This is a genomic window from Bremerella volcania (genome assembly GCF_007748115.1).
GTDB lineage: Bacteria > Planctomycetota > Planctomycetia > Pirellulales > Pirellulaceae > Bremerella > Bremerella volcania.
Genome location: NZ_CP036289.1, coordinates 4,217,899 through 4,237,985 on the forward strand (window position 1 = coordinate 4,217,899; position 20,087 = coordinate 4,237,985).

A 20,087-nucleotide genomic window follows, 5' to 3' on the forward strand; every position below is an offset into this window, starting at 1 on the left:
CGTTTCACATGTAGGCAGATGGTTTGCTGGTTTCGAGAACCGTCGGAGCAAGAGGCATTACACAGTGGCAAGTTCTGGCTTCTTGCGAGCCGCCAGGCCTTCCTCGATTGCCTTGCGCATGCGCCGCTTGTTTTCCAGCATTGAACCCGACTTGTGGAAGATACTGCTGGTGCCTGCCACAAGATTCGTGGCCCCGGCAGCGACCATACCCGGGATGTTCTCGAAGCTGACGTTACCGTCGACTTGAATCGGCAAATCAAAGCCACGAGCCGAGAGTAGCTTGTGACAATCGGCGATTTTCCGCAGCGATGCCGGCGTCATCTTTTGCCCGGCGTAACCGGGGTTTACCGTCATTATCAGCACGTAATCAATCCGCTCCAGCACATAATCGATTGCCGATAGTGGCGTGCCTGGATTGATCGCAACACCGGCCTTGATCCCCAGATCACGGATATGCGAGAGCGTCCGATCGAGATGAAGGGCCGACTCTAGATGAACCGATATCTGGCTCACCCTCATCTTGGCCAGTTCCTGCACGAAGAAGTCGTTATTGGAGACCATCAAGTGCACATCCAGCGGCAACTGCGTCGCGTCTTGCAGGCGTTCGAGCACTGCCAACCCCATGGGCATGTTGGGGACGAAGTGACTATCCATAATATCCATGTGCAGCATATCGACGCCAAGCGACTCTACCTGGCGGAGCGCCGACTCGAAGTTGAGGGCATCGACACACATCATCGATGGTGAGATTTCAACTGGGGCTTTCGCCGGGGTGGATCCGGCTGACTCATGGATCGCATGAATCGCTGGTGTTACTGTCGTGTCCCCAAGGAACGCTTCCTTCAAATAGCGAAGTGAGCTACGCAATTGGTCTTCCAATTGATGGTCGCTGTAGTCGCGTCCCAATTTCGGACCGCCAATTTCGAGGTAGCCGGTCATCTCTTGAACAGGCAACTTGTCGGCGTTTTTTCTCAGCAAGTCACGAAAGTGAGGAACGTCCACAATTCCTTTTTCGCGTTCCGCAGGACCAAAGCCGAAGGTTGAATTGAATCGCGTATCGGTATTCTTCAGGTGGACTTCGTAGAGCCAAGGATAGGTGGCTTCAAACAGCTGGATGTGATCGTATCCCACTTGATCCTGCTGATTGATATAGCCGTGGGCGATGTCTGCACAATAGCCAATGGCCACGGTCGAGCCGGGATTTTGACGGTGATACTCCGTCAACTCCCGCCCCATGTCAGCGACTTCCTCCGGCAACGTCGGCGGCTCCGCCAGGCATGACATCGGCTCGATCGTCAACCATGAAAGACCTTTCTCGTGTGCCAGATGCATCAGTTCCTTCATGTGGCGGACATAACAGCCCACCCCCTTGGGCTTCGTCCCCATCTGATCTCGCAGGACAGCCCCAGGATTCGAGCCGACAGACTTCGCCCCGAGCAATGCGCCCACTTCGATCAGTCGCTCGAAATTCCGTCGGGCAACTTGCTCGAAACCAGCCTCCGTGCGGAAGAAGCCTCCCAACTCGCGATGGGCCGTAAACATGCTGGCGATCTGAATGCCGTGATCTTCAGCTTCGCGACGAAGGTTCAGAAAGAACTCGTCCGGCAGTTGATATAGCTCAAACCAAGTTCCCAGCTGAACGAGCTGAATTCCTTCTTCGGCCAACAATCGAAAGAGCCAAGGAAACGAGTAGCGGTACTCAATCGGGTCGGTCTTAACACCAAGATTTAGCTTAAGAGCCATGATGGGGCGCTCCGCATGACGGACAATTGAGGGGAATCGAAGTCACTGGAAAGAACGCCCGTATCGTACGAATCAATCAAAAACAATCAACTACGATCACTATCCATACACGTAAAATTAGCCTATATTTCGACAAACTCTATCCAACTTTAGAAATTTCGCCTCAACTTCAATCAGAAAAGACCATGAAGAGTGACCATTCTTGATTGATATTGACTGGTATAAAATTGGCTCATGAAACCTACCCGACAAGAGCAGATTCTGCGATTCCTCTCAGAGACCGGCCAACTGCATGTTGAGGAAGCGGTTGCGCGTCTGGAATCGAGCCCAGCGACCATTCGCCGAGACTTCAATCAGATGGCGGAAGCCGGACTGGTCGAACGTATTCGTGGTGGGATCAAGCTCGTCAATCAAGTCGATCTTCTTCCGTTTCGTGCCCGTGAAGTGAAGAACTCTGGCGAGAAGTTGGAGATTGCCCGACGAGCGACGGCGTTGCTGAGCGAAGGAGACGTCGTATTCGTCGATGGAGGAACGACCACCCTTCAGTTGGCTCACAGCCTTCCACCGATCAAACTTCGCATCATTACGAATTCTTTGACCCTGGCCGCCGCGATCGAAAGACGCATGATGGGAAGGGGACCATGGGAAGTCTTTCTGACCGGCGGATACCTCTTCCCCGGAACAGGCCTACTGGTGGGACCAAGCGCGCAATACTCGATTGCCCAATACCACGCCGACTGGGCACTCCTTTCAACCGGGGGCATCACCGAGACTGGCATCTTCAACGACAACGAGCACGTGGTTGAGAGCGAGCGTCTGATGATCAAACACGCCGATCGTGTTGCCGTTCTTGCCGACGAATCCAAGTTCGGACATCACGCGATGCGCCACATTGCGAACCTGGATCAACTCGACTACTTGGTCACCAATCGGCGAACTGAGGCCTCGTTGCCGTTTGAGGGTCGCCGAGGAACGAAGCTTAAATTGATCTATACGAGTCAGTTCCCCTAGACTCTCAGAACCACCGAAAATCAATGCATGTTTGGTGAAATGCCCCACCGAACACTGACTTTTTTGTTCGCGTTGACGCGTGTCCGGGCTTTTCAGTACAACCCCCAACCGAAGGAGTATCCGGTATTCACTCGCAATGATTGGCCCGAAACCTCAACGCAGAAAGTCGAACAGATGTCTCTGAAAGCAGTTTTCTCACGCGTTGTTTGCATCAACCTGAATAGCCGACCAGACCGCTGGGATCGCTTTTGTGAGAATTTAGCTCGAGTCGATTGGCCGTTTGCAAAGATCGAAAGATTCCGAGCAGTTGACGGTCGCGTCTGCCCTCCACCGCCTTGGGTGCGAGGCCGCTATCGTGATTGCCCCGGAGCATGGGGATGCTATCAGTCCCACCTCCGCATCCTCGAGGATGCTTTACTTGACCAACACGATTCAATATTGATCCTGGAAGACGATGCCCTGCTCAATAGCAAAACACTACAGGGAATCGTCGATTTCTTACAGCACGTCCCGGACGACTGGGATCACCTCTACTTCGGCGGCGAGCACATGAAACCGCCGATTGCCATCAACGATCATGTCGTCCGTGGAATCCAAGTCCACCGCACCCATGCCCATGCACTGCGTGGTGACTACCTCCGTGAGGCGTACGATTACTTGATTTCCTATCCGACCATCGATCAATATCAGCAACGCAACTCGAGCCCCGTTGCTCGTTACGCGAAGCGTGTCCTTACACGTCCCAAAAGCCTCTGGTCGAAGTCGAACGCAGAAAAGTCGATTCACGTCGACCATCACTTCGGCGCGATTCATCGGCTTTTGCAGTCAAATGTCTACGCTCCCACGACATGGCTCGTCGGCCAAGCGGCCGACCACAGCGATATCATGAATGAGACCTGTGAAGAGCGGTTCTGGCATGAATGCCAGGCGGCCTAACGAATCACGTCAGCAAAGCGCTGCGGATCTAACGTTCGCTTCCATTCGAAAAGTCAAAAGCCACGCTGCCGAAAATGGCAACGAGGCTTCTTAAGCGGAGGCGACAGGACTCGAACCTGCAACCGGCGTAACCGGCGACGGATTTCAAATCCGCTCCCTAACCAATTCGGCTCGCCTCCTTTTATCTTCGTTAACGCTAACGAGCCCCGGGATTTATGTCAACGGGACGCAGGCCTACTTGGCTGGGTTACAACGATTGCCCGGCCGCATCATGCCTTTCAACAAGCCGCGTTTTTCATTTTCTTGCGTGCCTCGCTCAAGAATCGAATTCGGCAGCACAATAACGTTATGATAGGCCAGAGTAAGACCAACCACGATGTGAATCCAAGCTAACTCGTATGACTTATCTCACGCATCGAAACCCCAGAACTTGGATCGGTTGCCTGTTGCTTCTGGTAGCCGGTTGGAGCCTATCTGATCATGTACCCCTGGCCTCCGCACAGGACGCCAGCACCGGGGGCGAAGAAGCCTACTCAATTCCAGTCGATGTGCTGGATGACGACGAAAATGACAAAGTCTACACGTCACCGCAAAGCATCTTGGCGGATTTCTTCGGAAGACGTCGGGCTGGCATGGTGGTCAATGGGCTGGAAGACCTGGTCGGCATCACGGCCACAGGCCTATCACCACTTTTGGTCCTTTCGATTGCTTCACCCGTGGTTTACTTTCTGACCGAAGCAGACCAGCGCGGCGAGTTGATCTTCCTCTACCAACCGTGGTTCTTCATTCCCATCATCCTGGTAACGATGTTGATGGCGTTCAAGGACACGGTACTGACGTTTGCCAGCTACCTGAAGATGCCCCTAGACATTCTGGGCATCCTGTTTCACTTGATCGGCTTCTTGCTTGGCTTCCGACTCATTTACCATTTTTTGGATATCAACCTCGGAGGCGAAGGAGGTCCGCTGGGCACCGTATTATCGGTCGCGATCATCATTTTGATGTTTGCGTTTTATACGAGCGTGTGGGTGCTGAGCAACGTGTTCGAGGTGGTGATTCTCATCAACCCATTTCCGCTGGTGGACACGTTTCTGCGCGTCAGCCGGATTTGCGTTCTTCTCGTGATGTACGCTGCGTGCTGGATCCATCCGGCTCTTGGTGGCATCATTGCCCTTCCCATTTTGATCGTATCTCTCATTACCTTCGAGCGGTCCTTGAGAACGATGTTTCTCGGCTTTCGCCTTGCCGGCGATGTCATTCTGTTCCGCTCAGACAAGGTCGAACAAGACTCCGAGCGACTTACGGCGTTCGCTTCTTTTGGCGGCTTACTCCCCTGGATAACCCTCGGCAAGCTGATCAAAAAGGACGACACTTGGACGTTTACCTATCGCAGATTTTCCATAGGCCCCACGCATTCGATCACGATTACACCAGGCCCCTATGTCATTGCCAAAGGCTCGCTATTCCCCGGACTTCTGGCTCAAACCGACAAAGGCGCCCAACTGGTGGTTCGTTTCGCGGCTTCCTATCGCGGACAAGAAGAAGCTCTAGCCGCAGTGTTCAAGACGAGTGAGATTCATGACTTTCGATTGAGCACAATGGCCAAGTCTGCCTGGAACACGCTTTGGAAAAGCTTCTTCCACCGCGCCCCCAAGCCAGATGATCTTGCGTCGGAATAACCATCACATGCCGTACAACCAAATCGGCAGGGCGATTCAACTGCTTAACCAGTAAAACCTAATTCTGACTATTTTCAGATTTTCAAATTCTTCAGCAAATCAGCAAGCTAATTCCTTCAAATTCTCTGTCATAGGCTAAGTTTTAACATCAATCTCAATTGTGATCTTTTCTTTTGAGAAGAACGCCGATTAAACTCCACACGGACGCTGTCCGTTCACAGAAATCATGACGGGTGACTTCGGTTGCCTGGTCAAGGCCGTCAAGTACCTGCCCCACTTGACGGCTTTTTTTTCGCGCAATCCACTAACGTGGCGTGCTGCGGTTCCCCGAATTTCGTGGCAACTCCTTCCGCGCCATCTATCAGGCTGACCGATGTTCTTATAACCGATATGCCGCGATCTCGATCGTGAGCAGGAAGCCGTTGTGTATCTGGGGGCGGATCACAACGGTTTTTTCATGCGCTGACGACTATGCATTCACTGATGGCATCGACGCCTTTTTGTGGCAAACTTTGCCGATTACGGCAATTCTCTCGATTATGCGAACTTTTCTGACCGATACCCGTTCTTGAGTCACGTTCCCACTCCCCCCTGCCCTGCTGTTTCAGGGTGGTTCGTTTGATGTGAACCAGGAAAGTCTCGACATGATGTCACGCCACTTGATCCCTTGTTTATTCACCGCTGTGCTGCTGGCCGCAGTCGGATGTCGAACCGTTCCCAGCTGTAACTCGTGTCACATGGGACAAGTTGCCCCAAACTCCAGTTGCGCATGTGACGACTGCGGTGCCACCTGCGGAAGTTCGTGCGGCTGCGCATCGACTTGCGGTAAAAGTTGCGGGCCAAATTATGAAGTCTGCTTGCCCAAGCCCCCCTTCGCCGAGATTCGCCAACACCTGCGTAACAACCTGACTTGTACAGCCGGTTGTTCGGATGAAGTGTATTGGGGTGAATGGATTTCCGATCCACCGAAGTGCGATCCATGCGATTGCTTCGGACACTATGTTGGCCCCGTTGGCGGCCGTTGCCGTCCTGGCATCATTGGCATTCGCCGCGGCGACGATTGCTGCTCGAGCATGTGCGATCAAGGCATCCCATGTAATAGCTGTGCTTGTCAGGCTAAGGCACAAATTGTGAGCTACGAACAGATGCTCCCTGGCGAATCGACGATCTTGTACGACTCGGAATCTTCCATGCCGTACAGCACACCAACGCCCGCATCGCCATCCGATCAGATGACGTACGAAATGAACGCCGGAACGATGCAAAGCTACCCCACGTCCACCACTGGACGCCATCCGCACAACCTCGGTCGCGGAAGCATGTAATCAAACTAATAGCCAGGGGGGCTTTTGAAGAGACGCGGTCACATTGGGACCGCGTCTCTTTTTTTCTTGGCCAACGGCCCTTTGCGATGAATGCCCTATCTCCACCTTCGCTCGAGATAAAAGAAAAGACGCAACCGCTAAACAGGAGGAACTTACCTATTTCTCTGTCGTGATAGAGATCAGCGGTAGTAGCCTGGGGCACTTCCACCGAAGCGATATTCGAATCCGCCGGTGACAGAGAAATTGCTCGCCGACATTGCATCGGTTCCGCCAAGAGTCATGTTGTCGAGCAGTTCAAATCGCAGAGCCAGACGCTTATGCAGGAAGTACTTCAGCCCCAACCCAAAGGGCATCGAAACCTGGGCTTGACCACGATCGCGCCCCAGTGCGTCTTCATACTGAAACATGGCTGCTCCCAAACCCATCGTGGCATAGGGTCGCCAGGCAGAATCACCCCAGGGATAAAACTGCACGTTGTAGTCAAGCAAGATCAGTTGGCTCTTTCCTGACGAAAAGGCATTGGTTGGATAGTTGAGACGCCCTTCTGCGATACCTAATCGAACCTCGGCACCCCAGTAATGATCGAAGTCGTATCCCAAGCGAACCCCATCGAAGAACGCCCCTTCCTGCTCGACTTCCCCTGGAATCAGATTCTGCAACATGATCGCGCCGGCAAATAAGTCCGCATGAATGGGGCGATTGCGCCAACTCATTCCAGTAAGAGGTTGCCCAAAGCCAATATGCCGAGCCGGATCATCGGGATGACTATGCACCAAATCGAACCGATGAGCGAATTGACCGTGGCCATGCTTTCCACCAAACCAATTTTCAGTGGAACCTGGCTTCTCGTAGGTTTGAACAGGGTCGACGTCGATCGTGTCCGCCTCAAGAATCGACTTTGGCAGGGGCTCAATCTCTTCAAACGCGGGGGATTCGGAAGGGGACATCTCCTGAGCGTTTGATACCAGCGCAACGCAAGCCATGACGCTGAGCGTCAACAGCATCGAGAAACCTTGGCTAAACTTGCAACCCATCCACCAACCTTCGCGGACATCCACTGATAGCTACCCCAATTGGGCAGCGGATTATCGAAACGTCCTCCTCTGGCGTCAATGCAGATTCTTAAGTCAAAGTTGGTAAACTTTATTGGATTTGCTAATTTTAAGGCTGCTTGCTAGTAGTTCACCCCTCAACTCATGGAATGGCATGATGAAGAACCAGTTACTCTTGGCGGCGACCCTGACGCTTCTGGCCTCCAATCTTTTGCTAGCAGACGACAAGGAGCCTGCAATCTATGAGGAATCGAGGCCATCCAATACGGAGCATGAGAATCGGAAATTCGACCAAGTCCCTGGCGGGCCAGCACTGAAGGAAGTGGAAGAAATCCGCAAACAACTTGGGCCCGAGTTTTCCATTGAATCTAAAGAGCTGGGGATTGAGCGAGACCGAAGGGAACCGCAATCCGCCGACGATGAGTGGCGTCCTACCGAAGATTGGCCTGGTACACAGCTCTACCAAGAGGTTCGCGAGTTGGTAGGCAAATTCCGCCACAATGCCAGGCACCTGGAAGAACTAGCAGCCCAAGCCGAACAGATGTCCGAGTACGGCCTCGCGGACCAACTGAGAGAAATGGCTCGCCATCAATGGGAACACGCGCGAGAATTATCGAAACCCCGCTCTACTCGGCAATATCACAACCCTTGGCAGGCGACTCCGCCTCATGCCGCCCCGCCCGTAGTGGCAACTCCGCACTGGGCTCCCCCAGAGTATCATCCCCCCACCAACAATCGCCCTCGGGAACCAGCTCCAACTTATCGTGCTCCCTCAGCTCCCAGCCAGCAATTCGGTGTTCCTAGCTCCTCAGAACCCAAAACACGCTAATCACCAACTTTGATTCCAAAGAGGACGTCCGTGCCTGTCGCTATATAACATGCGTCAGGCATGAAATGCAGTAGATCCCCCCTAGAAGAGCAGGAGCTTGACGAAGCCCCTTGGCTTTAAGGATGATAAGATTGCGTAGATAGACGTAAATTTCACGCACAAAAGGCTTAACGGCATTCTCGGCCTCATGGTAGGCTTAGTATGCACTTATCTTTTTTCTCTAGATCACAACTCCCTATCTCTATTCCGCTCGGAGGATAGCGCTTTGGCTGGAACCCTGGGAAATTTTGCGGACATTCTGATTCGACGCGGCCTTGTTGGTCCTGACCAATTGCGCGAGGCCGAAACCATGGCCGATGCCCAGGGAATCCCGGTTCCCGAGGCGCTGATCCGCTCTGGTTATGTCGGCGCCAACGACGTAATGCGAGCGGTCGCGGAAGAGCACGGCCTTGAGTTCATTGACCTGGACGAAGTCCGGATCCCCATGTCGGCCGTCGAATTGGTGCCGGAATCGGTCGCCCGTGAAAATGTGGTGATGCCGATGGCCGAAGACGATGGTGCCCTGAAGGTTATCATCGCCGACCCTCTCGACCTGGAAACGATCGACAAGCTCCGATTCATTCTCAATCGTAAGGTCGAAATCGCGCTTGCCCCGCGCGAAAACATCCTCGAATCGATCAACCGATACTACGGTCAACAGGAAGGTGAATCCGCAGATACGATGCTGCAGGAATTCACCGATACGGCGATCGACTTCACCGACACCATGGAACAAGACACCATGACGATGGCCGGCGAAGAAACGATCGACGAGACGAGCGCTCCCGTGGTTCGGCTGGTCCAACTGATGATCAACGAAGCGGTTCAGCTGCGAGCATCCGACATTCACGTCGAACCCTTTGAAGATCGAGTTCGCATTCGCTATCGCATCGACGGCCGTTTAATCGAACGTGACAGCCCCCCCAGACGTATGCTAGGGGCGATCCTTTCCCGTCTAAAGATTTTGGGGGGTATCGACATCGCCGAGCGGCGTCGCTGTCAGGACGGACGTATCAAGGCCGATGTCGGCACCAAGACCATCGACCTCCGCGTGAGCGTGATCCCCACCAATCACGGACAATCGATCGTGATGCGGATTCTGGATAAAGACAGTATCAAGGTGGGGATTCGCCAGCTGGGTCTTTCGGACTCAAACTTCGTCAAGTTCAACAACCTCATCAAGCGTCCCAATGGGATCGTGCTGGTAACCGGCCCCACCGGTTCGGGGAAGACGACCACCCTTTATGCGGCCCTCAACGAACTTAACCGGCCTGACACCAAAATCATCACCGCCGAAGACCCCGTCGAATACTACCTGCCAGGCATCAACCAGACCCAGGTACGTCACAGTATTGGGCTCGATTTTGCGAAGATTATTAAGGCAATGCTGCGTCAGGCACCCAATATCATCCTCGTCGGTGAAATGCGCGATAGTGAAACAGCTTCCATGGGGATTCAAGCCTCACTAACTGGACACTTGGTTTTCAGTACACTACACACGAACGATGCGCCCGGTGCCATTACACGTTTGATCGACATGGGTGTTCCCTCTTATCTCGTTTCCAGTACAATTATTGGAGTGCTGGCACAGCGCCTGGTCCGGGTGATCTGCGAGAAATGCAAGGCCCCGATCAAGCCTACCAAGGAATCCCTGGAGGCTGCCGGGATCACGCCTGAGATGGCCGAAGGAGCGACCTTCATGAAGGGTCGCGGATGTGGTAACTGCCAGCGAAGTGGTTACAAGGGACGTATGGGTATTTTCGAGTTAATGCCTATGAACGCACGACTTAGAGAGCTGGCATTCCAAGGGGCTGCAACGCAGGATATTCGCAAGGCGGCCATTGCTACCGGCATGGACACCCTGTTTGACGACGGGGTGAAAAAGGCCATGCTGGGCAAGACCACATTGGAAGAAGTCTTCCGCGTGGCCAAGGTGGTCGAGAAGGCTTAGTAGTTCTTTCACGTCCGCTGAAACAGCAAACCAAGAAGAAACAAGCGTTTACGCACGTTAGGTGTGTCAACGCGAAAATGATACGACTTATTTGAGTCTTCGATCGCAGGCCCCAACAATTCTGCCATCGGGACAGCTTTTCCAACGCTTTTCAACCTAAATTCATCAGCAGTTCACGGTCGGGTCGGCACACTGGGAGTTTACGCGTTCGCCTCGGATGGGCGATGCCCGAAACAGACATCATCTCAGCGACCGCGATCCGAAAGAGGCTGGATCTTCTTCCTCAGCAGGGCTCATTCATGATGCCCCGCCAAGGTGGTAAATCCTTCAGCGGTAAAGGGAGCCAATGGCGACGATTCTTATTGACAAGTTGTTGCAGGCTGCTGTGAAGCAGGGCGCAAGCGATATCCATATCACGGTGGGTCAGCCGCCGGTGTTTCGTTTGCACGGTCGCATGCGACAGCTCGATACGAAATCGCTGGAACCAGACGATACCGTTTCGCTGATGAAGAGTATTACGCCCGAACGCTGTCAACGAGAGCTCCAGGAATCGGGGGGTTCCGACTTTGGTTTCGCGTTCTCCGACCTGGCCCGTTTCCGCGTGTCGATTTTCCGTCAGCGCGGAAACATCTCGATGGTGTTGCGGCAGATTCCCAATGACATGCTCACCCCCGAACAGCTGGGCCTGCCGGCAAAAGTCCTCGAGCTTTGCCATCGGCCGCGCGGCTTGTTCCTGGTTACCGGTCCGACGGGTTCTGGTAAGTCGACCACGTTGGCATCCGTGATCAACCACCTCAACGAAACCGTCGACCACCATATCATCACGATCGAAGACCCGATCGAATTTTATCACTACCACAAAAAGTCGACGGTCAATCAGCGCGAAATCGGCGTTGACGTCCCTTCGTTCTCGGAAGCCATTCGTCGTGCGTTGCGCCAGGACCCCGACGTGATCCTCGTGGGTGAAATGCGTGACCTGGAAACCATTGAGGCTGCTATTTCCGCGGCGGAAACCGGGCACGTGGTGTTCGGGACGCTGCATACCAACAGTGCGGCAGGTACCGTCGATCGTATCATCGACGTGTTCCCCTCCGGTCAGCAGGATCAGATCCGTACGCAGTTAGGTTCGGCCCTCTTGGGCGTGCTCGCTCAAACGCTGTGCCCCAAGATCGGCGGTGGACGCTGTGCTGCTTACGAGCTTTTGAACGTCACCTCCGGTATTTCCAACCTGATTCGTGAAAACAAAACATTCCGTATTCCATCGATGATTCAGACCGGCTCGAAGCACGGGATGATTCTGATGGACGACTCCCTTTTTAATCACTGGCGGGCCGACCGCATCACCATGGAAGACGCGCTGGCTAAAGCCCAAAACCCCAATGACCTGGCAAAGCGTATCGCCGACGCCCGACGCGGAAATGTCGACGATCGAGAAGGTGCTGCGTAATCAACCGCTTCTCCTCTCTCCTTTTCCTTTTTACTACCTGACGGACAACGAGACGATTTCATGGCAGTTCGCCGACTTGGACAGATTCTGGTCGACCTTGGCTTCATCAGCGACGAGCAACTCGTACTGCTGCTGGAAGAGCAAGAAGCCCAGGCCGAACATCAGCCCCTCGGCAAGATCGCCGAGGATATGAATCTGATTACCGACGACCAGTTGGCTCAGGCGCTAGCCGAACAACTGCACATGCAGGTGATCAGTCTCGACGACGTTTCGATTGCCCCGGACCTGCTCCGCCGTATCACCGAGCCGATGGCTCAGTTATACAAGGTCATCCCGGTTTCGTACGAGGAAGATCTCAACCGCTTGACGGTGGCAACCTGTGAACCACAGAACCTGTCGACGCAAGACGAATTGCGGCAGTTTTTGGGTTACGAAGTCAAAACAGTCGTTTCGACTGAACGCGATATTCAAAAGACGCTGGATCGATACTACTCGGAAGATTCCGAGAGCTTCGAAGGTCTCGTCCGCGACCTGGAAGATGACAACGACCTTGCCAAAGCGGCCGCGGCCCTGGAAGGGGACGGCCCGATCGATATTACCGATGCCGAAGCCCTCGCCGATAGCGCCCCGGTTCGCAAGCTGTTGAACATGGTGCTCTTGATGGCCATCAAGGACCATGCGAGCGATATCCACTTCGAGCCCTTCGAAGAAGAGTTCCGTATCCGCATCAAAGCGGACGGCGTTCTCTTTGAAATGGTTCCACCGCCGCGCCACTTGGCCTTCGCGATCACGACGCGTATCAAAGTGATGGCCAACCTCGACATCGCCGAACGTCGTATGCCGCAGGACGGTCGTATCGAATTGACGGTGGGTGGTCACCCGGTCGACCTTCGCGTGAGCGTGCTGCCGACCATGTTTGGCGAGAGCGTTGTTATGCGGCTCCTAGACCGTAGCGTGGTTTCGCTCAACATCGAGAAAGTGGGAATGGGGGACGAAACCCTGAAGGAATTCCGTCAGGTGATGCACAAGCCGAACGGAATCGTGTTGGTGACCGGCCCGACTGGCTCAGGCAAGACCACGACCCTTTATTCGGCGCTGAGCGAACTTAACTCAGTCAGCGAAAAGTTGATCACGACCGAAGACCCGGTCGAGTACGACATCGACGGCATCATCCAAATTCCCATCGATCCAGACATCGGCAATACTTTTGCCAACTGCCTGCGAGCCATTTTGCGACAAGACCCCGACGTGATTCTCGTGGGTGAGATTCGTGACCTGGAGACCGGCGAAATCGCCATTCAGGCCTCCCTCACCGGGCACTTGGTGTTCAGCACGCTGCACACCAACGACGCCCCCTCCACGATCACGCGACTTAAGGACATGGGGATCCCCACGTTCATGATCACGGCGACCGTCGAAGCCATTTTGGCCCAGCGTCTGGTCCGCCGTGTTTGCAGCCAATGCCGTCAGGAACACGAGCCCTCGAAGGATGCCATCTTCCTTTTGGAAATGAAAGAAGAAGAGCTGGCAGGGCGAAAGTTCTTCAAGGGAACCGGCTGCGAAAACTGCAACGGAACCGGATACAAAGGCCGTATTGGCATTTTTGAACTCATGATCATGAACGATGAGCTTCGCTCGTTGATCATGCAAAATACCTCCACCGACGAATTGCGAGACGAAGCCAGGAAGTTTGGCATGACGCCCCTGCGCGATGCCGGGCTTCAACTTGCCTTTGACGGGCTAACCACCCTGGACGAAGTGCTTCGCGAAACGGTCGTCGATTAACGCACAAATATTGCTGGCCAGCAATCAACGTACACCCAAATTTGACCCCAATAGCAAGAGCCGGACGTAGCCATGCCAACCTATCAATTTGAAGCGATGGACGCTCAAGGTCAGGAGATCCGCGACGTCATCGAGGCCCCAACCGAAGACGATGCCCAGGCTACTATTCGGCAGATGGGCTACTTCGTTACTCGCATCAACGAAAAGAAATCGCGAGAAAAGAAGGCCCAGGGGAAAAAGGCCAACCGCGGCTTCGCCATCGGCGGCGTCAGCCATCGTCAATTGACCACGTTTACGCGTCAGTTGGCTATTCTGCAGAACGCCGGTCTGCCGATTCTGCGAAGCCTGAAAATTCTCGAACAACAAGCCAAGCCAGGCCGACTCAAAAACAGCTTGATGGACGTCTGCGAAGACATCGAATCAGGTGCCGGCCTTTCCGAAGCGATGGCCAAGTGCCCCAAGTGCTTCAATCGCCTATACGTGAACATGATTCGTGCTGGTGAAGCGGGCGGTGCGTTGGAAGTCATTCTGATGCGTCTGGCCGACTTCATGGAACGCGACGCCGACCTTCGCCGCAAGGTGCAAGGTGCGATGATCTATCCGTGCGTGGTGATCACGGTCGCCGTCGGTATCTTGACGTTCATCATGATCAAGATCGTGCCGACGTTCCGTCAGATCTTCGAGGAATTCGAGTTAGATCTGCCGGCCATGACCGAGCTGCTGATCACCATCAGTAACGGTGTGGTCAACTACTGGTACTGCATCCCGCTGATTCCGGTGGCCGTGTTCCTGTTCGTTAAATTACTCCGCAAATTCAAACATGGCCGCATGGGCTGGGACTTGTTCTTCCTGAACATCCCCATCTTCGGCGGCCTGGTCGAGAAGAACGTCCTTGCCCGTACCACGCGTACGCTAGGCACGCTGATTTCGTCCGGTGTTCCGATTCTGGAATGCCTGAACATCGCCCGTGACACGAGCGGCAACGCCATGTTCGAGCGGATGTATCACAACGTTTCGGAATCGGTGAAAGAGGGTGAATCGATTTTTAAACCGATGGAAGAGAACTGCCGAGCACCCTTCCATCCGATCGCGCTTTTCCTGTGGGTTATCTTCCCGGTAGCCCCCTTCATTTCATTCTTTTTCATTCCCGCGATGCAGCCGTTTGCCTGGCAGGCAGTCGGCGTGGCCGGTGCGGTTGGGGCCGGCTGGTACTTCCTCACGCTGCGGCGACGAATGGTGGAACTGTTTGTTACCAACATGATCGACGTGGGGGAAGAGACGGGTGAACTCGACACCATGTTGTACAAGGTGGCCGATACCTACGACGAAGACGTCAAGGTTCTCACCGACTCGCTCACCAAAATCATGGAACCGCTGCTGATCGTGTTCCTCGGCTTTTCCGTCGGGTTCATCGTGATCGCACTGTTCCTTCCGCTGGTCGACTTGATTCAGAACCTGAGTTAAGGATATCCGGCGACTCACACGGCGTCCCGGTTTCAGGGGTTTCGGGACGCCATGACTGGGAATCCAACATCTTGACATCCAACAACCAGACCGGCGCCGTAGCGTCAGTCCATTTACCAACACAGAGGCGAAGCTCCGCTTCGTACTAGGAAAGGTCTACCATGACATCCCGTCCACGCGCATGCCATCGTGGCTTTACCCTCGTCGAATTGCTGGTGGTCATCACCATCATCGGCATTCTGGCAGGTCTCGCCCTGGTCGGCATCCGAACCGCCGTTGTCGCGGCACAGAATGCGGCAATGAAAGTTGAAGTCGCCAACATTGCCCAGGCACTCGACCTCTATAAGCAAGATAATGGTGCTTACCCGCCAGATGGCAACACCATCGTCCTCACTGCGACCCAGCGTACGACCGCGTTGAATCGACACCTGCAAAAGATCTTCCCTCAACGAAATAGCGGGACGGACGTTTTTGATACCAGCACCTCGACGGGGCGCGATTACATCAAGCAGATTGCAGAAGACACCGGCATCATTCGTGATGGTGCCTGGGACGGGGCCATGGACACCGACGCGTACAACTTCGCCGCGCTCGACCCGACCGAAGCCTACGTCTTGTTTCTGATGGGTTTCAGCCCCGACGTCGAAAACCCGATCACCGGCACCGGCGAACGCACGCCAATTTTTGAGTTTGATGAAACTCGCCTGACCGACGAAGACGACGATGGCTGGTGGTCGTATCATCCGAAATTTACTGAAGCGGAATACGTCTACTTCAACGCGAAGACTTACGACGACGGAACAAACGTCGCCGAATACGACTTCACCAGCGATCCCGGCCTGGCCGACGGCATCGCCCGCCCCTACGGCACGATCAACGCCAACGGCGATTTTGCCTGGGCCGAAGATGGCAAGTTTCAGCTGATCTGTGCCGGGCTCGATGGCCATTTCGGCAGCTACACCGACCCCGACGAAATGAAGATGTACCCATCCGGCACAACGCAAAGCGTCGCCTCGACCAGCGTTGCCTACTCGCTGGAAGACTTCGACAACATCGTGAACTTCGGCGAGGCCGCTACGCTCGAGAGCGACACCGATTTGTAAGAGGAATTTTCCGATGCCAATTACGGCAAGACAATTCGCAATACGCCTGACGCGTCCCGCGTTCACCCTGGTGGAACTGCTGGTCGTGATGGGAGTGCTCGCGATGCTGAGCAGCCTGGTTTTGGTCGGCCTCTCATCGGCCGCCGAACAGGCCCGCGCCAACCGCACTCGCAGCCAGGTCCAAAAAATCCACGAGCTGCTGATGCCGCGGTGGGAAGAATATCGGTATCGCCGAGTGCAAGCCAGCAAATCGGGAAATGTCCGGGCCCGGCAAACGGCTCGGGTGGATCGGATTCGCGAAATGATGCGTATCGAGATGCCGGACCGCATGTCCGACGTCATTGATGCTCCCGTTTCGCTGAACAGCACTCCTGCGTTGCAGCTTCGCTATCAGCGAGCGGTGACCAATGCGACCGGCGCTGCGAATTTCACGGCAGCCCAATCGATTTGGACAAGTGACCATGAAAGTTCCGAATGTCTCTACATGATTCTGGCATCGATCCAGAGTGGCGAGACGAACGGACTTGATTTCTTCAAGCCATCGGAAATTGGCGATACCGACGATGATGGAGTGCCGGAGATTCTGGACGGGTGGGGACAACCGATTCTGTTCATCCGATGGCCCTTCGGGTATCCGGAAATCGCTACCTCGACATCGGGTGAACGCCGCAATGGGTTGTCCCAATTGATGGACAACACGTCACCCGATCCGTTCGATCCTCTCGGAGTTCGCGGTGGCCGCACGACGACATCCACGTCGCCTCGAATCGAATACGCACACTTTCCACTTTATCCGTTGATTTTTTCTGCTGGTCCCGACGGGCTTTACAACATTCAAGTGGATATTGGCCAGGATTACAGCACAACGACACCTCCCAACAATCCTTACATGGAGGTCTCCGGAACGCCTCCGCAACGAGTTGGGCAGATCGCCGACACTTCGGGCGAAGAACTCGACAACATCACCAATCATGTACTCGTGATCGCGGGGAATAGTCAATGAGCTTATACAAGCGAAACCACCGCGAAGTTCGCCACGGCATGACGATTGTGGAGTTGCTCGTCGTGCTGGGTGTGCTTGCCATTCTGCTGGGCATCGCCGCCACGGCGGTCAAAACCGGTACGCGTGGCAAGAAACAGCGGGAAGCGGCTCGCCAGGTGAACGCTTACATCGCGGCAGCCCAAGCCAAAGCACAGCAAGTCAATCGTCGTGTGGGGATTGAGATCGTTCGTAACCTGACTGATGTCGATGACAGCGGTGACTTTACCTCTGGCACGGATACCGGGATCGGGAACGCCTCGCTGCTGATGTATACCATCGAAACCCCGCCCCCCTATGCTGGCGATACGGTTTCCGCAGGGCTTTACGTCGACTCACCGTCACTCACGCAAATCGACCTGATTGATGACCCGAGCAATCGAGTGGCGACATCGGCTTCTACGCTATTAAGCGCAGGCGATATTGTGGAAATTCGCTTGAATTATCGGGGACCGAAATACCCCGCGGAAGTGATAACCATGCACTCTAGCGGCATGCCAGCAACTCCATTCCGACTTCGGGTCACGCTGCCGGCAGACAATCGCGAGGTGTTTTACACGGGACAGTTCGTCCCCTTTCAGATCTACCTGCAACCGGGCCGTACCAGTACGACTCCGCTTCAACTGCCGACCGATATGTGCATCGATCTGACATGCTCAGGCATCGGCAACGTCGGCAATGAGTTCGCTAACTGGGTCGCTGGATCCAACAACTCGATTCGGTTCTTGTTCAGCCCGCGCGGGAATGTCGACCGTGTTTCGGTCAACGGAAGCACCTGGGGAATCCCAGCAGGCAACCTGCACATGTTGGTTGGCAAGTACGACTATGCCGTCGACGCGCTCGACGTGATGGGTACCGATGGAATCAACGAAGTAACCGTCGTTCCGATGGCTGGCGGGGTGAACTACGAAGACTACCTCACTCCATCCAATACTGATTTGAACACTAATCTTGCCGATGCCACGGCCATGTGGGTATCGGTGAACTTCCTGACAGGGCAAATCACAACCACGCGGAACAAGTTGATTCAGAATTCGTTCCTCAACAGCGGCACGTTTACGACGCTGTCGCAGTCGGAAAAGAATCAGGCCATCCTGGCCGAATCGCGCGACTTTGCCCGTAGCGTTCTGATCGTTCAGGGACAAGGGGATAACTAACTTATGTTTCGTTTGCCACATCCCAAGATGATTCATCACCGCGTGCATCTCGGCGTTACGCTGATCGAGGTGATGATGTCCACCATGGTGGTCAGCCTGGGCATCTTAGGCCTGGTCGCGCTGATTCCGCTGGGGACCCACCTGACCGAGCGGGGCGTTCGCGCCGACCGGATCGCCAGCCTGGGTCCGCGTGCCTTCCACGAAGCCCGTGCCCGCGGCGTGTTCAATCCGAACAACTGGGTCACGCAAACGACGACCCCCTCCGGCGAACAAACCCTTGCGTTCATGACTGAAACACAACCGGCCATGCTGGTTCGTCAGCCTTACTTAATTGACCCAACTTTCTTCGGCGGGACAGCCGTTCATCCCTCAAGACGTTACTTTCCGTATCCGACGACGTTTGCCCGTAACGACAGTTCAACGACTCCCGATGCCTATACCGACGCCAACATGACCACGACCTGGAATGGGTCGACCCTCATCAATGGTGTAGGTTCCGATGGCGACAAGTTGATTCGAATGTGGCGTCTCGGCGTCGAGCGCTCATCGGGTGTTGGCTTGTCGCTTGCTCAGTCTAAGTTTGCTTTTCAGTCGAACGACGACCTCGCCTTCGAACGCCCAGATGATGGCGACCTCTCCTCATTCCAGCGTTTTTATCAGCGTGGCGGAAGCGGAGTTCGACGGCAGGCCTTAGGGGAATACAGCTGGATGGTGATGCTGGTTCCCGAACCAACCGAGACCTATGAGTGCCGCGGTTCGTTGAGCAACACCGTCACCCGTCCCTACGAAAACTGGCTGAATCCTCCGATCAATTACAACCATATCGATTCCACGGTCACGACCGCCGTTCGTGCAGATTTACGAAGCATCGTCGAGGCCAAGGCAACCGACGAATACACGGCTCACGTGATCATCATGCGTAACCGACTGGGCCTGATTCCGGATGGGGATACCACCACGACTCCATCCGGTGCGGTGGATGGCGAAGACACATCCGACCCCGAATCGCTCGAATACACCAACGAACGCGTTTTACGAGTGACCGATTTCTTCGGCAGTGGCGGTTTCTCGACCGGAGAAGTCACGATCTTTCAAGAAGGCGGCACGCTCGAACAAGCTGAAGACCAAACACTGAAGATTAGCAACGGAGATTGGATTTGCTTGGCACGGCGTCTACCATCACGTCGCATCTTCCCTGGGATGCCACCCACGCGAACCAACTCACGTTATCCGCGTGGCGATATTTACCAATGGTATAAAGTCGTCATGGTCGATGACGTGGTTCCCGATGGCAGTGGCAACTACAGTCGTCGCTTGACGATCAACGGTCCCGACTGGCCGGTGGAAGAAACTGACGCCGACGGTACCGCTGGTACGCTGCTGAGCGTTCCCACCCATGCGATCATTGTCGACGGCGTCGTGGGCGTGTACTCGAAGCGGGTTCGATTGGAAACGCAAACACCCTGGTCTCCGTGATCAGGCAACTCATCACGATTCCTGTTCCCATTTATAGCCAAACCTAAAACT

General features: G+C 54.6%; 15 protein-coding genes and 1 tRNA gene. 13 read left to right on the forward strand and 3 right to left on the reverse strand.

Features of this window, described 5'->3' with window-relative positions; all coding sequences use genetic code 11:
* Positions 1-57: 57 nt before the first annotated feature.
* A complete protein-coding gene (gene rpe, locus Pan97_RS16645; RefSeq protein ID WP_144974459.1) occupies positions 58-1,743 on the reverse strand; it encodes a ribulose-phosphate 3-epimerase in 1,686 nt (561 codons plus the stop codon).
* Between the two features lie 234 nt (positions 1,744-1,977).
* Between rpe and Pan97_RS16650 the strand changes: the two genes are divergently transcribed.
* A complete protein-coding gene (locus Pan97_RS16650; RefSeq protein ID WP_144974461.1) occupies positions 1,978-2,754 on the forward strand; it encodes a DeoR/GlpR family DNA-binding transcription regulator in 777 nt (258 codons plus the stop codon).
* A gap of 174 nt (positions 2,755-2,928) precedes the next feature.
* Positions 2,929-3,690, forward strand: a complete 762-nt coding sequence (locus tag Pan97_RS16655; RefSeq protein ID WP_165698808.1) for a glycosyltransferase family 25 protein — start codon at positions 2,929-2,931, stop codon at positions 3,688-3,690.
* Positions 3,691-3,785: 95 nt separating this feature from the next.
* On the opposite strand, the gene Pan97_RS16660 is transcribed toward Pan97_RS16655, so the two are convergent.
* Positions 3,786-3,869 (reverse strand) — tRNA-Ser (locus Pan97_RS16660).
* A gap of 219 nt (positions 3,870-4,088) precedes the next feature.
* Between Pan97_RS16660 and Pan97_RS16665 the strand changes: the two genes are divergently transcribed.
* Together Pan97_RS16665 and Pan97_RS16670 are read left to right on the forward strand one after the other, a co-directional pair.
* Entirely contained in the window at positions 4,089-5,369 is a 1,281-nt protein-coding gene (locus Pan97_RS16665; protein WP_144974465.1) for a hypothetical protein, read from the forward strand.
* An 857-nt stretch (positions 5,370-6,226) separates the two neighbouring features.
* Positions 6,227-6,694 carry a hypothetical protein gene (locus Pan97_RS16670; protein WP_144974467.1) on the forward strand — a complete coding sequence of 156 codons (468 nt, stop codon included), beginning with the start codon at positions 6,227-6,229 and terminating at the stop codon, positions 6,692-6,694.
* Positions 6,695-6,873: 179 nt separating this feature from the next.
* Here the strand turns inward: Pan97_RS16670 and Pan97_RS16675 are convergent, their stop codons facing one another.
* Entirely contained in the window at positions 6,874-7,728 is an 855-nt protein-coding gene (locus tag Pan97_RS16675) for an outer membrane beta-barrel protein (protein ID WP_144974468.1), read from the reverse strand.
* A gap of 172 nt (positions 7,729-7,900) precedes the next feature.
* Here Pan97_RS16675 and Pan97_RS16680 point away from each other — a divergent pair, with 172 nt between their 5' ends.
* From Pan97_RS16680 to Pan97_RS16720, 9 genes are all read left to right on the forward strand, one after another.
* The gene (locus Pan97_RS16680) at positions 7,901-8,575 is read left to right on the forward strand and encodes a hypothetical protein (RefSeq protein WP_144974470.1); all 675 of its coding nucleotides are present in this window, start codon (positions 7,901-7,903) and stop codon (positions 8,573-8,575) included.
* Between the two features lie 265 nt (positions 8,576-8,840).
* Positions 8,841-10,565: a GspE/PulE family protein gene (locus tag Pan97_RS16685; protein ID WP_144974473.1), complete on the forward strand. Its 1,725-nt coding sequence runs from the start codon at positions 8,841-8,843 to the stop codon at positions 10,563-10,565.
* A 346-nt stretch (positions 10,566-10,911) separates the two neighbouring features.
* Positions 10,912-12,012: a type IV pilus twitching motility protein PilT gene (locus tag Pan97_RS16690; protein ID WP_144974475.1), complete on the forward strand. Its 1,101-nt coding sequence runs from the start codon at positions 10,912-10,914 to the stop codon at positions 12,010-12,012.
* A 60-nt stretch (positions 12,013-12,072) separates the two neighbouring features.
* Positions 12,073-13,797, forward strand: a complete 1,725-nt coding sequence (locus tag Pan97_RS16695; RefSeq protein ID WP_144974477.1) for a GspE/PulE family protein — start codon at positions 12,073-12,075, stop codon at positions 13,795-13,797.
* Between the two features lie 72 nt (positions 13,798-13,869).
* On the forward strand, positions 13,870-15,261 hold the full coding sequence (locus Pan97_RS16700; RefSeq protein WP_144974479.1) for a type II secretion system F family protein: 1,392 nt from the start codon (positions 13,870-13,872) through the stop codon (positions 15,259-15,261).
* Positions 15,262-15,422: 161 nt separating this feature from the next.
* Positions 15,423-16,364, forward strand: coding sequence for a type II secretion system protein (locus tag Pan97_RS16705; RefSeq protein WP_144974481.1), 942 nt, complete (start codon positions 15,423-15,425; stop codon positions 16,362-16,364).
* A 13-nt stretch (positions 16,365-16,377) separates the two neighbouring features.
* Complete coding sequence (locus Pan97_RS16710) at positions 16,378-17,367, forward strand: type II secretion system protein (protein ID WP_144974482.1); 990 nt, start codon at positions 16,378-16,380, stop codon at positions 17,365-17,367.
* Positions 17,364-18,560 carry a prepilin-type N-terminal cleavage/methylation domain-containing protein gene (locus tag Pan97_RS16715; RefSeq protein WP_144974485.1) on the forward strand — a complete coding sequence of 399 codons (1,197 nt, stop codon included), beginning with the start codon at positions 17,364-17,366 and terminating at the stop codon, positions 18,558-18,560. The genes Pan97_RS16710 and Pan97_RS16715 overlap by 4 nt, the downstream gene beginning before the upstream one ends.
* Positions 18,561-18,563: 3 nt before the next feature.
* Positions 18,564-20,036 carry a type IV pilus modification PilV family protein gene (locus Pan97_RS16720; RefSeq protein ID WP_144974487.1) on the forward strand — a complete coding sequence of 491 codons (1,473 nt, stop codon included), beginning with the start codon at positions 18,564-18,566 and terminating at the stop codon, positions 20,034-20,036.
* Positions 20,037-20,087 lie beyond the last annotated feature (51 nt).